This is a genomic window from Duganella sp. CT11-25, from assembly GCF_047302815.1.
In the GTDB taxonomy this organism is placed as follows: Bacteria; Pseudomonadota; Gammaproteobacteria; order Burkholderiales; family Burkholderiaceae_D; genus Rugamonas.
The window spans coordinates 4,438,543-4,452,281 of the sequence record NZ_JBKBFD010000001.1; the positions used below are offsets into that span (position 1 = coordinate 4,438,543).

General features: G+C 61.6%; 13 protein-coding genes. 12 read left to right on the forward strand and 1 reads right to left on the reverse strand.

What is annotated here, in order from left to right:
- Nucleotides 1-18 precede the first annotated feature (18 nt).
- The 4 genes from ACEN9F_RS18945 to ACEN9F_RS18960 all read left to right on the forward strand — a co-directional run bounded on the left by ACEN9F_RS18945 (nt 19) and on the right by ACEN9F_RS18960 (nt 5,364).
- Nucleotides 19-1,227 carry an ABC transporter substrate-binding protein gene (locus ACEN9F_RS18945; RefSeq protein ID WP_413422232.1) on the forward strand — a complete coding sequence of 403 codons (1,209 nt, stop codon included), beginning with the start codon at nt 19-21 and terminating at the stop codon, nt 1,225-1,227.
- A gap of 68 nt (nt 1,228-1,295) precedes the next feature.
- Nucleotides 1,296-2,180: a branched-chain amino acid ABC transporter permease gene (locus tag ACEN9F_RS18950; RefSeq protein WP_413422234.1), complete on the forward strand. Its 885-nt coding sequence runs from the start codon at nt 1,296-1,298 to the stop codon at nt 2,178-2,180.
- A 10-nt stretch (nt 2,181-2,190) separates the two neighbouring features.
- Entirely contained in the window at nt 2,191-3,174 is a 984-nt protein-coding gene (locus ACEN9F_RS18955) for a branched-chain amino acid ABC transporter permease (RefSeq protein ID WP_413422236.1), read from the forward strand.
- 126 nt (nt 3,175-3,300) lie between these two features.
- A complete protein-coding gene (locus tag ACEN9F_RS18960) occupies nt 3,301-5,364 on the forward strand; it encodes a 3-hydroxybutyrate oligomer hydrolase family protein (protein WP_413422238.1) in 2,064 nt (687 codons plus the stop codon).
- Here ACEN9F_RS18960 and ACEN9F_RS18965 read toward each other — a convergent pair.
- A complete protein-coding gene (locus tag ACEN9F_RS18965; RefSeq protein ID WP_413422240.1) occupies nt 5,359-6,525 on the reverse strand; it encodes an iron-containing alcohol dehydrogenase in 1,167 nt (388 codons plus the stop codon). The two genes, ACEN9F_RS18960 and ACEN9F_RS18965, sit on opposite strands and share 6 nt — an antisense overlap.
- Before the next feature lie 137 nt (nt 6,526-6,662).
- Between ACEN9F_RS18965 and ACEN9F_RS18970 the strand changes: the two genes are divergently transcribed.
- The 8 genes from ACEN9F_RS18970 (at nt 6,663) to atpE (ending at nt 13,703) form a co-directional block, all read left to right on the forward strand.
- Nucleotides 6,663-7,421 carry a TSUP family transporter gene (locus tag ACEN9F_RS18970; protein ID WP_413422242.1) on the forward strand — a complete coding sequence of 253 codons (759 nt, stop codon included), beginning with the start codon at nt 6,663-6,665 and terminating at the stop codon, nt 7,419-7,421.
- 161 nt (nt 7,422-7,582) lie between these two features.
- Entirely contained in the window at nt 7,583-9,514 is a 1,932-nt protein-coding gene (gene mnmG, locus ACEN9F_RS18975) for a tRNA uridine-5-carboxymethylaminomethyl(34) synthesis enzyme MnmG (RefSeq protein ID WP_413422244.1), read from the forward strand.
- On the forward strand, nt 9,511-10,161 hold the full coding sequence (gene rsmG / locus ACEN9F_RS18980) for a 16S rRNA (guanine(527)-N(7))-methyltransferase RsmG (protein WP_413422246.1): 651 nt from the start codon (nt 9,511-9,513) through the stop codon (nt 10,159-10,161). Before mnmG ends, rsmG begins: the two co-directional genes overlap by 4 nt.
- 120 nt (nt 10,162-10,281) lie before the next feature.
- Nucleotides 10,282-11,052, forward strand: coding sequence for a ParA family protein (locus ACEN9F_RS18985; RefSeq protein WP_413422248.1), 771 nt, complete (start codon nt 10,282-10,284; stop codon nt 11,050-11,052).
- Between the two features lie 14 nt (nt 11,053-11,066).
- Complete coding sequence (locus tag ACEN9F_RS18990) at nt 11,067-11,954, forward strand: ParB/RepB/Spo0J family partition protein (RefSeq protein ID WP_413422250.1); 888 nt, start codon at nt 11,067-11,069, stop codon at nt 11,952-11,954.
- 220 nt (nt 11,955-12,174) lie between these two features.
- Complete coding sequence (locus ACEN9F_RS18995) at nt 12,175-12,540, forward strand: ATP synthase subunit I (protein ID WP_413422252.1); 366 nt, start codon at nt 12,175-12,177, stop codon at nt 12,538-12,540.
- 21 nt (nt 12,541-12,561) lie between these two features.
- On the forward strand, nt 12,562-13,362 hold the full coding sequence (gene atpB / locus ACEN9F_RS19000; RefSeq protein ID WP_413422254.1) for a F0F1 ATP synthase subunit A: 801 nt from the start codon (nt 12,562-12,564) through the stop codon (nt 13,360-13,362).
- Nucleotides 13,363-13,436: 74 nt separating this feature from the next.
- Nucleotides 13,437-13,703: a F0F1 ATP synthase subunit C gene (atpE, locus tag ACEN9F_RS19005; protein WP_371857200.1), complete on the forward strand. Its 267-nt coding sequence runs from the start codon at nt 13,437-13,439 to the stop codon at nt 13,701-13,703.
- The last annotated feature ends 36 nt before the right edge of the window (nt 13,704-13,739 follow it).

Consider the following 13,739-nt stretch of genomic DNA (forward strand, 5'->3'; position numbering starts at 1 on the left):
TCCCTGAACGGAGACGAAATGAAACTCAAAGCCATCACCATCGCAGCTACCGCCGTTTGCGCATTCGGCCTGTCCTTTGCTGCCCAAGCCCAGGTTTCCGGCGACACCATCAAGATTGGCATGATCACCGACATGTCCGGCTTGTACACAGATATCGATGGCGCCGGCGGCGCCGAGGCGATCAAGATGGCGATCGCCGATGCGGGCGTGGTCATTGCCGGTAAAAAGGTTGAGTTCATCTCCGCCGACCACCAGAACAAGGCCGACATCGCCGCCTCCAAGGCGCGCGAATGGTTCGACCAGCAGGGCGTCGACATGCTGATCGGCGGCACCAATTCCGGCGCCAACCTGGCGATGGCCAAGGTCGCCGCGGAAAAGAAAAAAATCTTCATCTCGATCGGCGCCGGCTCGGCCCGCCTGACCAATGAAGAGTGCACGCCGTACACCGTGCACTACGCCTACGACACCATCGCGCTGGCGCGCGGCACCGGCGGCGCCATCGTCAAGCAGGGCGGCAAGAGCTGGTACTTCATGACCGCCGACTACGCCTTCGGCCAGTCGCTGGAAAAAGATACCTCGGACGTGGTGAAGGCGGCCGGCGGCAAGGTGCTGGGCGCGGTCAAGCATCCGCTGTCGGCGTCGGACTTCTCGTCCTTCCTGCTGCAGGCGCAATCGTCGGGCGCGCAGATCCTGGGCCTGGCCAACGCCGGCGGCGACGCCATCAACTCGATCAAGGCCGCCAACGAATTCGGCATCACCAAGAAAATGAAGCTGGCCGGCCTGCTGATCTTCATCAACGACGTGCACTCGCTGGGGCTGAACCTGACCCAGGGCATGTACCTGACCGACGGCTGGTACTGGGATCAAAATCCGGAAACCCGCGCCTGGTCCAAGCGCTACTTCGAGAAGATGAAGAAGGAACCGTCGATGCTGCAGGCCGGCGACTACTCGGCCGCCAGCAACTACCTGAAGGCGGTCAAGGCCGTGGGCACCGACGATTCCGACAAAGTCATGGCCTACCTGAAAGCCAACAAGATCAACGATATGTTCGCCAAGAACGGCGTGATCCGTCCGGACGGCCGCATGGTGCACGATATGTACCTGATGGAAGTGAAGAAGCCGTCGGAATCGAAATATCCGTGGGACTACTACAAGGTCGTGGCCACCATTCCGGGCGACCAGGCTTACGCCACCAAAGCGGAAACCAAGTGCAGCCTGTGGAAATAAGCTGAGTTGTGCACAGGGCGCGCGCCGCTGGCGCCGCCCTTTTTTCTGATCTTTTGATTGTGGATCTCATGGAAATCTTCGGCGTTCCCCTGCCCGCGATGATGAGCCAGCTGCTGCTGGGTCTGGTCAACGGTTCGTTCTATGCGATGCTGTCGCTGGGTTTGGCGGTCATCTTCGGCCTGCTGAACGTGATTAACTTTGCGCATGGCGCGCTGTACATGATGGGCGCCTTCGTGGCCTGGATGGGGATGGCTTATCTCGGCCTCAACTACTGGTTCATGCTAGTGCTGTCGCCGCTGATCGTCGGCGCGTTCGGCATCGTCATCGAAAAGACCATGCTGCGCCACCTCTACAAGCTGGACCACCTGTATGGCCTGCTGCTGACCTTCGGCATCACGCTGCTGGTGGAAGGCGTGTTCCGCTCGTTCTACGGCGTCTCCGGCCAGCCGTTCCAGGTGCCCGACGCGCTGGCGGGCGCGACCGACCTCGGCTTCATGGTGCTGCCGAATTACCGGGCCTGGGTGGTGCTGGCGTCGGTGGCGGTGTGCCTGTCGACCTGGTTCGTGATCGAGAAGACCAAGCTGGGCGCATATTTGCGCGCCGGCACCGAGAATCCCAAGCTGGTCGAAGCCTTCGGCGTCAATGTGCCGCTGATGGTCACGCTCACCTATGGCTTCGGCGTCGCTTTGGCGGGCTTTGCAGGGGTGCTGGCGGCCCCGATCATCCAGGTCCAGCCCCTGATGGGTCAGAACCTGATTATCGTCGTGTTCGCCGTTGTGGTGATCGGCGGCATGGGGTCGATCATGGGCTCCATCCTGACCGGCCTCGGCCTGGGAGTGATCGAGGGGCTGACCAAGGTGTTCTATCCGGAGTTCTCGTCGACGGTGGTGTTCCTGGTGATGGTCATCGTGTTGCTGATTCGTCCTGCCGGCCTGTTCGGCAAAGAAAAATAAGAGGGTAACGATGAACAGGAAAATAGGTTATTTGATCGCCTTCGCCATTGCGCTGGCGGCGCCCTTTGTCGGCTACCCGGTGTTCCTCGCCAAGCTGCTGTGCTTTGCATTGTTCGCCTGCGCCTTCAATCTGCTGATCGGCTTCACCGGTTTGCTGTCGTTCGGCCACGCGGCGTTCTACGGCGGCGCCGGCTACGTGGCCGGCAACGCGATGAAGATGTGGGGCTGGCCGGTCGAGCTGGGCATCCTGGCCGGCGTCGCGGCCGGCGCCCTGATCGGCCTGGTGATGGGCGCGCTGGCGATCCGCCGCCAAGGCATCTACTTCTCGATGATCACGCTGGCGCTGGCGCAGATGGTGTATTTCGGCGCGCTGAGGGCGGGCGAGTTCACCGGCGGCGAGGACGGCCTGCAGGGTGTTCCACGTGGAAAGCTGCTGGGCGTGGTCGATCTCGCCAACGACACGACCTTGTACTTCTTCGTGCTCGGCATCTGCGTGCTGGCCTTCATGCTGATCGTGCGCACCGTGCATTCGCCGTTCGGCCAGGTGCTGAAGGCGGTCAAGGAAAACGAGCCGCGCGCGATTTCGCTGGGCTACGATGTGGACAAGTACAAGCTGCTGGCCTTCGTGCTGTCGGCCGCGCTGTCCGGCCTGGCGGGCGCCACCAACATGCTGGTGCAGGGCTTCGAGACCCTGACCGACGTCCACTGGACCATGTCGGGCCTGGTGATCCTGATGACGCTGGTGGGCGGCATGGGCACGCTGGCCGGGCCGATGCTGGGCGCCATCATCATCATCGCGCTGGAAAACAAGCTGGGCGACTGGGGCATTTTCCTCACCAACGCCACCGGCATCGAATGGTTCAACACCATCGGCGAAGCGGTCAACATGGTGGTCGGTTTGATCTTCATCGTCTGCGTGTTGTTGTTCCGGCGCGGCATCATCGGCGAATTCATCGCCTGGTTCGGCCGCAACGGCAGCAAGAAGCCAGCTTGATGTAGCACACGCGCCGGACGTTCTGTCCGGCGTTCTTTTTCAATGGGTAGTAACTTTGTCTGGCCGCCGGCCGGAGTGGTTTCGTCCGTCCGTCACTTTTGAGACTTCTGGAAGAAAGAGGATGACATGCAAACAAGAACCATCGTGCTGGCGCTGGCTGGCATCGCGCTCACCGCCTGCGGCTCCAACGAGCACGACAAGACGGAAGACCTGAACCAGTTGCCGAGCTATCTGGGCACGATCAGCAGCAAGACCTACGACGGCGCCAGCGACGATCTGCTGACGGCCGGCCTGGGCAAGACCGGGCTGGCAGGCGCCACGCCGGCCTACGCCGACCCGGCCAATCCCACCGCCGCCGAGCTGCGCCGCAACGCCATCCACGCCAACTACCGGGCGGTGCTGGATATCGTCGCCAACAGCGGCTACGGCACGCTGTACGGGCCCAACGTGGACGCCAAGGGCGTGGCCGGGACAGGCGAGGGCAAGATCGCCGGCACCGAGTACATCGCCTACAGCGACGACGGCAGCGGCAACCAGAACGTGACCTTGATGGTGCAGGTGCCGGCCGGCTTCGACGTGAACAATCCCTGCATCGTCACCGGCACGTCGAGCGGCTCGCGCGGCGTGTATGGCGCCATCGGCAGCGCGGGCGAATGGGGCCTGAAGAACAATTGCGCGGTCGCCTACAACGACAAGGGCAGCGGCAACGGCCTCTATGCTTTTGACGACGACACGGTGAACCTGCAGAACGGCGTGCGCGCCACGCGTGCAGCGGCCGGCAAGAACGCCAATTTCGCGCCGCCGGGATTGACCGATGCCCAGCGCGCCGCGTTTGCCGCCGCGTCGCCGAGCCGGGTGTCGTTCAAGCATGCGTACTCGCAGCAGAACCCGGAAAAGGACTGGGGCAAGGTCACGCTGCAGTCGGTGGAGTTTGCGTTCTATGTGCTCAACGAAAAGTACGGCACCTTGGCAAAGGACAACAAGAGCCGCGTCGTGGTGCTGACGCCGAAGAATACGATCACCATCGCCTCCAGCATTTCCAACGGCGCCGGTTCGGCCTTGCTGGCGGCGGAGCAGGATACCAAGGGCTTGATCAGCGGCGTGGCCGCGACCGAGCCGCAGGTCCAGCCCAAGACCGCGACCGGCTACACGGTGCGTCAGGGCGCGGCCAACGTCACGGGGCAGGGCAAGACGCTGTTCGACTATGCGACCTACGCGGCGCTGTACCAGCCATGCATCGCGTCGACGGCGGCCGCGCCGGGACGCTGCACGGCGCTGGCGGCCAAGGGCTTGCTGAGCGGCGCGAATCTGACGGCGCAGCAGGACGACGCCAAGGCCCGGCTCAAGGCCTACGGCTGGCTGCCGGATTCGGATGTGCTGCAGGCGCTGCATGCGGGCACCAACATCCTGGTCGCCGTGACGTATGCGAATGCCTACGGCAAGTTCGCGGCGTCGGACAAGGTATGTGGTTTGTCGTTCGCGCCCAGCGATGCGGCCGGCTTGCCGGTGGCGTTCACCGCTGCTCAAAAAGCGAGCAGCTTCGCCACGCAGAACGGCATTATCGGCAGCGTCATATATGAGGATTCGGTGGGCGGCGCCAAGGCATACAACTTCGGCGTGTCCCCAAGCAGCGGTGTGGCGGACCAGTCGCTGGACGGATTCCTGTGCCTGCGCGCGCTGGCGACGGGCATCGATCCGGTCAACGGTGGGGCGCTGAGCGCGGCGCTGGCGGCGCAGAGCACGCGGGTCAGGGCGGGTGTGGCGGAGGTGGCTGCGACCGGCAACCTGCACGGCAAGCCGGCCATCATCGTGCACGGCCGCAGCGACACGCTGATCCCGGTGAACTTCGCTTCGCGCGCCTACCTGGGCTTGAACGCGTCGGTGGAGGGTAATGCGAGCAAGCTGCGCTACATCGAGGTGACCAATGCCAACCACTTCGATTTGTTCAGCAATACGCTGCCGGCCAACATCGTGCCGCTGCATGTGTACCTGTTCCGGGCGCTGGATGCGATGCTGGCCAACCTGCGCAGTTCGGCCACGCCGCTGCCGCCGTCGCAAGTGGTGCGGACCGTCACGCGGGTGGATAACACGACGCCGATCACCATCGCCAATGTGCCGCCTATCGCCGCCACGCCGGCTGCGGGCAACACCATCACCGTGACCGGCACGACGGTGGATATCCCGCTATAGGGCTGCGGCGTAGATCGCCCGCGCATCGTCGCGTGTCACGGTGCGCGGGTTATTTCCCAGCAAACGGGTCTGGAGCATGGCGCCGTCGGCCAGCCGGTCCAGGTCCGTTTCCTTGATGCCGACCTGCTGCAAGGTCCGCTCGATTCCCGTGATGATGGCGATTTGTTGCATCGCAACAACCAGCGCTTCCGCCCTCGCCTCGGCGCCGCCGCTGGCCGCCGGCACCACGATCTCCGCCAGTTCCGCATACAGCCCGGCCGCCTCCGGCGCGTTGAAGCGCAGCACGTGCGGCAGCACCAGCGAATTCGACAGCCCGTGCGGCACGTGGAATATGCCGCCTATCGGGTAAGCCAGCGCATGCACCGCCGCCACCGGCGCGTTGGAAAACGCCTGCCCGGCCAGCATCGCGCCGAGCAGCATGCCCTGCCGGGCCGCCAGGTTCTTGCCGTTCTCGCAGGCCGGGATCAGGCTGGCCGACAGCAGCCCGAGCGCCTTGCGGGCCAGGATATCCGACAGCGGGTTCTTCTTATGGCGGCTGGTATAGGCCTCGATCGCATGCACCATCGCATCGATGCCGGTCGCGGCCGTCACCATCGGCGGCAGGCCCAGGGTCAGTTCCGCGTCCAGCAATGCCAGATCGGCATAGAGTTGCGGCGCGACGACGCCCATTTTTGTGGTAGCCCCGGTCGTCACGATGGCGATGTTGGTGACCTCCGAACCGGTGCCGGCGGTGGTCGGAATCTGCACCAGCGGCAACCGCGCGCCCTGCACATTGCCGATGCCGTAGATCGCGCTGAGCGCTTGATCGCTGGCGGCCAGCACGGCGATCAGCTTGGCCACGTCCATCGAGCTGCCGCCGCCCAAGCCGATGACGATGTCGGTCCGGTGCGCGCGCGCGGCGTCGACGGCTTCCAGCACGATCTGCTCCGGCGGGTCCGCCACCACCTTGGAATACACCTCGACCGCCAGTCCGGCGGCGCGCAGGCTGGCGGCGGGCGCGTCCACCAGTCCGGTCTTCAGGAAGCCCGGATCGGTGACGAGCAGGGCGCGGCGGGCGCCCGGGAAACGCTGGGCGATGTGCTCGCCCAGCCGCCCGGCGGCGCCCAGTTCGGAGACGATGTGGGCGACGGTGCTGAATGCAAACGCTGGGAAATCGTTCATGGCTGCTTCCGCTAGTGGTGGATTTCACGTGAAAGCTTACCTCAAGCCGGACCGCCGGTCATGCAGGATGCGCATGAGCTTGTACGAATTTCTTCCGTACAATGTAGCCTTTACACAGAAGTTGGGATGGCGGGGCGATGGATTATCTGGTGTTGGCGATAGCGGCGTTCGCCGCGGGGTTGGTGGATGCGGTGGTTGGGGGCGGGGGACTGATACAGTTGCCGGCGATGTTCACGGTGTTTCCCAACATGGCGCCCGCCACGCTGGTCGGCACCAACAAACTGGCCAGCATCTTCGGCACCGGCGTGGCCGCCGTCAGCTACGCCCGCCGCGTCGCCATCGCCTGGAGCGTCGCCGCGCCGGCCGCGTTCGCCGCGCTGATCTTCGCCTTTTTCGGCGCCTACACCGTGACCAAGGTATCGCCGGACTTCCTGCGCGGGGCGCTGCCGCTGGTGCTGATCGTCGTCGCCATCTACACCTTCGCCAGGAAGGACTTCGGCAGCGTCCACGCGCCCATCCACTCGGGCGCCAAAGAGCAGACGCTGGCGCTACTGATCGGCGCCGGCATCGGCTTCTACGACGGCTTCTTCGGCCCGGGCACCGGCAGCTTCCTGGTGTTCCTGTTCGTGCGCATCTTCGGCTTCGACTTCCTCGGCGCCTCGGCCGTGGCCAAGATCGTCAACGTGGCCTGCAACTTCGCGGCGCTGGTCTGGTTCGGCTACAGCGGCCACCTGATCTGGCAGCTGGGCCTGACGATGGCGGTATGCCAGATCGCTGGCTCCTTGATCGGCTCGCGCCTGGCGATGAAGCACGGCAGCGGATTTGTGCGCAAACTGTTCTTGGTCGTGGTGTCTGTCTTGATCGTCAAGACTGGCTACGATGCATGGTTGCGTTGACGATATTGTTTCACGTGGAACAAAAAAAAGGGGAGCTTCGGCTCCCCTTTTTCAATGTTTCACGTGGAACAATTGCTGATATTTTTTTGCTTAAAAAAGTCGCAGCAGTAAAAAGACTCTATAATCTGACCTTGATCCCTTCGCTTTAAACCATTCCAATCATGTTATTTCCAACTAATTTCGACGTCATCGTTGTCGGCGGTGGTCACGCCGGTACCGAGGCGGCCCTCGCTTCCGCCCGCATGGGACAGAAGACTTTGCTGCTCACCCACAACATTGAGACGCTGGGCCAGATGTCGTGCAATCCATCCATCGGCGGTATCGGCAAAGGCCATCTGGTCAAGGAAGTCGACGCCATGGGCGGCGCCATGGCCATCGCCACCGATGAGTCGGGCATCCAGTTCCGTATCCTGAATTCCTCCAAGGGCCCGGCCGTGCGCGCCACCCGCGCCCAGGCCGACCGCATCCTGTACAAGCAAGCGATCCGTTCGCGCCTGGAAAACCAGCCCAACCTGTGGCTGTTCCAGCAGGCCGTCGACGACTTGATGGTGGAGGGCGAGCGCGTGGTCGGCGCCGTCACCCAGATCGGCCTGAAGTTTTTGGCGCCGGCCGTGGTGCTGACCGCCGGTACTTTCCTCGACGGTAAGATCCACGTCGGCCTGCAGAACTACTCGGCCGGCCGCGCCGGCGACCCGCCGGCGATCTCGCTGTCGGCCCGCTTGAAGGAGTTGAAGCTGCCGCAGGGCCGCCTGAAGACCGGCACGCCGCCGCGCATCGACGGCCGCAGCATCGACTTTTCGCTGATGACCGAGCAGCCGGGCGACCTCGATCCGGTGCCGGTATTCTCGGTGATGGGCAATGCGTCCATGCACCCCGAGCAGATGCCGTGCTGGGTCACGCACACCAACACCAAGACCCACGACATCATCCGCGCCGGCCTGGACCGCAGCCCGATGTACACCGGCGTGATCGAAGGCGTCGGCCCGCGCTACTGCCCGTCGATCGAAGACAAGATCCATCGCTTCTCGGCCAAGGAATCGCACCAGATTTTCCTGGAGCCGGAAGGCCTGACGACCAACGAGTTCTATCCAAACGGCATCTCCACCAGCCTGCCGTTCGACGTGCAGATCGAGCTGGTGCGGTCGATGAAGGGCATGGAAAACGCCCACATCCTGCGTCCGGGCTACGCCATCGAGTACGACTATTTCGACCCGCGCGGCCTGAAAGCGTCGCTGGAAACCAAGGCCATCGGCGGCTTGTACTTTGCCGGCCAGATCAACGGCACCACCGGTTACGAAGAAGCGGCAGCCCAGGGCATGCTGGCCGGTATCAACGCGGCGCTGCAAACCCAGGGCCGCGAGGCGTGGACGCCGGCCCGTTCCGAAGCCTACCTCGGCGTGATGGTCGACGACCTGGTCACGCAAGGCGTGATGGAACCGTACCGCATGTTCACCAGCCGCGCCGAGTATCGCCTGAGCCTGCGCGAAGACAATGCCGACATGCGCCTGACCGAAATCGGCCGCACGCTGGGCTGCGTCGGCGATGCGCAGTGGGAAGCGTTCGAGAAAAAACGCGAATCCGTGGCGCTGGAACTGGAGCGCCTGCGCTCCACCTGGGTCAACCCGCGCATCCTGGAAGCCGCCGAATCCGAGCGCGTCATCGGCCAGGCGATCGAGCGTGAATACTCGTTGGCCAATCTGCTGGCCCGTCCGGGCGTCGATTACAACAAGCTGATGAGCCTGTCCGGCATCGATGGCCGCGAGCTGGCCGGTCCCGGCGTGAGCGACGAAGCGGTGCGCGAACAGGTGGAAATCCAACTCAAGTATTCGGGCTATATCGACCGCCAGACCAAGGAAGTCGAGCGCCATGAGCACTACGAAAACCTGAAGTTGCCGGAAGGGTTCAACTACCTGGACATCACCGCGCTGTCGGTGGAAGTGCGCCAGAAACTGCACGCGCAGCGCCCTGAAACCTTGGGCCAGGCATCGCGCATTTCCGGCGTGACGCCGGCGGCGATTTCGCTGTTGCTGGTGCATTTGAAGAAGGCCGGTTTTGGCGGCTTTGTGAACCAGAAAGACGAGGCTGTTCAATGAAGGTGTTTGACCGTGTCGTTATTGCGGATGTTCTAAAGCAAGGCATCAAAGATCTGAAGTTGGAATTGAACGACGGCCAGGTGGAGAAACTGCTGGACTACCTGGCGCTGCTGAACAAGTGGAATTCTGTGTACAACCTGACCTCGGTGCGCGATCCCATGCAGATGGTGACCTTGCACGTGCTGGACTCGCTGGCCGCCGTTCCCGCATTCGCTGGCGCGACGAATGTGCTGGACGTGGGAGCGGGGGGCGGATTGCCGGGCATGGTGCTGGCGATCAGCCGGCCGGACATGAAAGTGTCGATGATCGACACGGTGCACAAGAAGACCGCGTTTTTGAACCAGGTGAAAGCGGAGCTCGAACTGGGCAACGTGACGGTGTACACCAAGCGGGTGGAGCAGCTGGAAGTGAAGACGAAATTCGACGTCATCACCTCGCGGGCTTTTGCGGACCTATCCGACTTCGTCAACTGGTCGGGACACGTTTTGGCGGAGGGCGGGCAATTCATCGCCCTGAAAGGAACAGCGCCGGCGGAGGAGCGAGAGCGACTGCCAGAGCCATGGAAAGTGCAGAAATTAGAGCCTTTGGAGGTGCCAGGACTGGATGCGGAGCGTCACCTGGTTTTCATCAAAGCCGAAACCAAGTAAACGATATAAATGAAATAAACGGTATAAATGAAATATACAGTTTATTCTGTATAAACTATATAAATCGTTTATATCGTTTTAATAGTATAAATAATTAAGCAGCACAACTATAAAAGATACATGGCGAAAATTTTTTGCGTAGCGAATCAAAAGGGTGGCGTAGGTAAGACTACCACAACGGTAAACCTGGCCGCCGGATTGGCAAAGCTGGACCAGCGCGTATTGCTGGTCGACCTGGACCCGCAGGGCAACGCCACGATGGGCGCGGGCATCAACAAGGCAGGGCTGCCGGCATCGACCTATGAGGTGATGCTGGGCGAGTCCGACGTCGCCACCGCGCGCCAGCGTTCGGAGCCGGGTCAGTTCGACGTGCTGCCATCCAACCGCGAGCTGGCCGGCGCCGAAGTCGAGATGGTCTCGCTGGACAACCGCGAGCGCCGCCTCAAGGATGCGCTGGCGCTGGTCGACAAGGAGTACGACTTCATCCTGATCGACTGTCCGCCGGCGTTGTCGATGCTGACCTTGAACGGCCTGTGCGCCGCGCACGGCGTCATCATTCCGATGCAGTGCGAGTACTACGCGCTGGAAGGCTTGTCCGACCTGGTCAACACCATCAAGAAGGTGCACGCCAACCTCAATCCCGACCTGAAGATCATCGGCCTGCTGCGCGTGATGTTCGATCCGCGCATGACCTTGTCGCAGCAGGTGTCGGCCCAGCTGGAGCAGCACTTCGGCGACAAAGTCTTCAAGACCATCATCCCGCGCAATGTGCGACTGGCCGAAGCGCCGTCCTACGGCCTGCCGGGCGTCACATTCGATCCGACCTCCAAGGGGGCGCAGGCGTACATCGCCTTCGGCGCCGAGATGGTCAAGCGCATCAAGAAAATGTAAGGCATCACAACATCATGGCAACTAAAAAACTCAAAGGCCTGGGTCGCGGCCTGGAAGCGCTGCTCGGCGGCGACGGCGACATCCACACTCCCGACGCGAACACGCCGTCCGAATTGCCGGTCACGCAAATGCAGGCCGGTAAATACCAGCCGCGTACGCGCATGGACGAGGGCGGCCTGCAGGAGCTGGCGGCGTCGATCAAGACCCAGGGCATCATGCAACCGATCCTGGTGCGCCCGGTCGGCACCGACAAGCTGACCGGCGCCACCAAGTACGAGATCATCGCCGGCGAGCGCCGTTTCCGCGCTGCGCAATTGGCCGGGCTGGAGGTGCTCCCCGTTTTGGTGCGCGATGTGGACGACCAGGCCGCCGCCGCGATGGCGCTGATCGAGAACATGCAGCGCGAGGATCTCAACCCGCTGGAGGAGGCGCAGGGCATCCATCGCCTGATCACCGATTTCAGTTTCACGCACGAGCAGGCGGCCACGGCCGTCGGCCGTTCGCGCAGCGCGGTGTCCAACCTGTTGCGCCTGATGAACCTGGCCAGCCCGGTGCAAACCATGCTGATGGCCGGCGATATCGACATGGGCCACGCCCGCGCCTTGTTGGCGGTCGACGCGGCGACGCAGATCAACTTGGCCAATATGGTGGTCGCCAAACGACTGTCGGTACGCGAAACCGAGAAACTGGTGAGCAAAACCCTGGAAGAGCAAAAAGCGCCGCCAGCCGAAGCGCGCCAAAAGGAAAAGTCCGGCGACATCCAGCGGCTGGAAGAAGAGTTGTCCGATACGCTGGCGACCCCGGTGGTGTTCAAGATGGGTGCCAAGGGACGCGGCCAGATGATCATCGACTTCGCCGACCTGGACATCCTGGACGGCGTGCTGGCCCGCCTGCGCGCGTAACGAACCTGTAATATACTCTGGTTTGTTGATCATTGGTTAACAAACCAGAAAACGCTTAACTCGCTTCAAGTTGGTGCAAAGCGCTTTGAAATGTTTCTAAAAGCGTCTCATTCGTGCACACTCTGCTCTGCTGCGGTGCAGCAATGTTTGACGTGATACATGAAAGACACATATAATCCCGTGTCTTTGGGTTTTATCGGCATTTTGGGAGCCTCGCCAGATGAGTGATTCGACGAGTATTTCCAGGCCGATTTTTAAAGTCGTCGCCCTCCAGTTAGCCATCGCAACTGGATTCGCCTTGCTCGCCTGGAACTTGGGTGGAGTGCTCAAAGCTTGGTCGGCCGCCTATGGCGGAGCAATCGCAGTCATCGGGAGTCTGATGTACGCGATGATTGTTGCGGGCGGAACAAATGACGCCAAAAAAGCTTTCCGGTCGCATGTACGCGCCGAAGTAGTGAAAATATTTATCACGGTAGTGCTGTTTGTTTTGGCACTGGCGCTGTTTCAGTCGGCCTCTTGGTTATGGCTGATCTTGGGTTTCGCGGTGGCAACCTTGGCATACTGGTTTTCACTGCTCGCAATTTAATCACCAAAATCTAATACTTTTATGACCACAGAAAACGCTGCAGGGGCACACGATGCGCCCACCTCCATTGAGTATATTCAGCACCACCTGTCGCACCTGAAAACGGCGGACGGCACCTTCAACCTGGACACGTTCTGGGTTTCGGCCGTTCTGGGCATGATTTTCCTCGGTGTGTTCTACATGGCGTCGCGCCGCGCGACCGCCGGTGTACCGGGCAAGCTGCAAAACTTCGTCGAAGCCGTCATGGAGCTGGTCAACGAAGTGGTCAATTCCGCATTCCACGCCAAGAGCCAGGTGATCGCGCCGCTGGCCATCACGATCTTCTGCTGGGTTTGGCTGATGAACGCGATGGACTTCCTGCCGGTCGACCTGCTGCCTAAGATCCTTGGCTACTTTGGCGTCCACAAGCTGCGTGTCGTGCCGACCGCGGACGTCAACCACACTTTCGGCATGTCGTTCGGCGTCATGCTGTGCATTATTGGTTTCTCGATCAAGGCCAAAGGTATCGGCGGCTGGGGTAAAGAGCTGCTGACCGCGCCATTCCACGCGCATGGCTTCATGGCCATCGTCCTGGCCCCGGTCAACTTCATCTTCCAGATGATCGAGTTGCTGGCTAAGCCACTGTCGCTGTCGCTGCGACTCTTCGGCAATATGTATGCCGGCGAGCTGCTGTTCATTCTGATCGCTCTGCTGCCATGGTGGGCGCAGTGGCTGCTGGGTGGTCCTTGGGTTATCTTCCACATCCTGGTGGTGACCCTGCAAGCGTTTGTGTTTATGGCGTTGACTGTTGTGTATCTGAGCCTTGCGGTTGAGAAGCACTAAGCAACTTAGTTTTAACTTTTTTAGTATCTGTAGTCTTTTTTAAAATCTTAGGAGAAATTTCAATGCAAGCTCTGATCGCACAAGTACAAAGCATGACCGTTCTGGCCGCCGCAATCATCATCGGCCTGGCCGCTATCGGCACCGCACTCGGTTTCGCAATTCTGGGCGGCAAATTCCTGGAAGCGTCGGCCCGTCAGCCAGAACTGATGCCACAACTGCAAACCAAGCTGTTCGTTATCGCCGGTCTGCTGGATGCGATCTCGATGATCGGCGTCGGTGTTGCTCTGCTGTACACCTTCAGCAACCCATTCCTGGCTGCCGTTCTGTCCGCTGCTCAGTAATCCGCTCCACCCTAGGAGAAACTTTTAGTTAGGAGC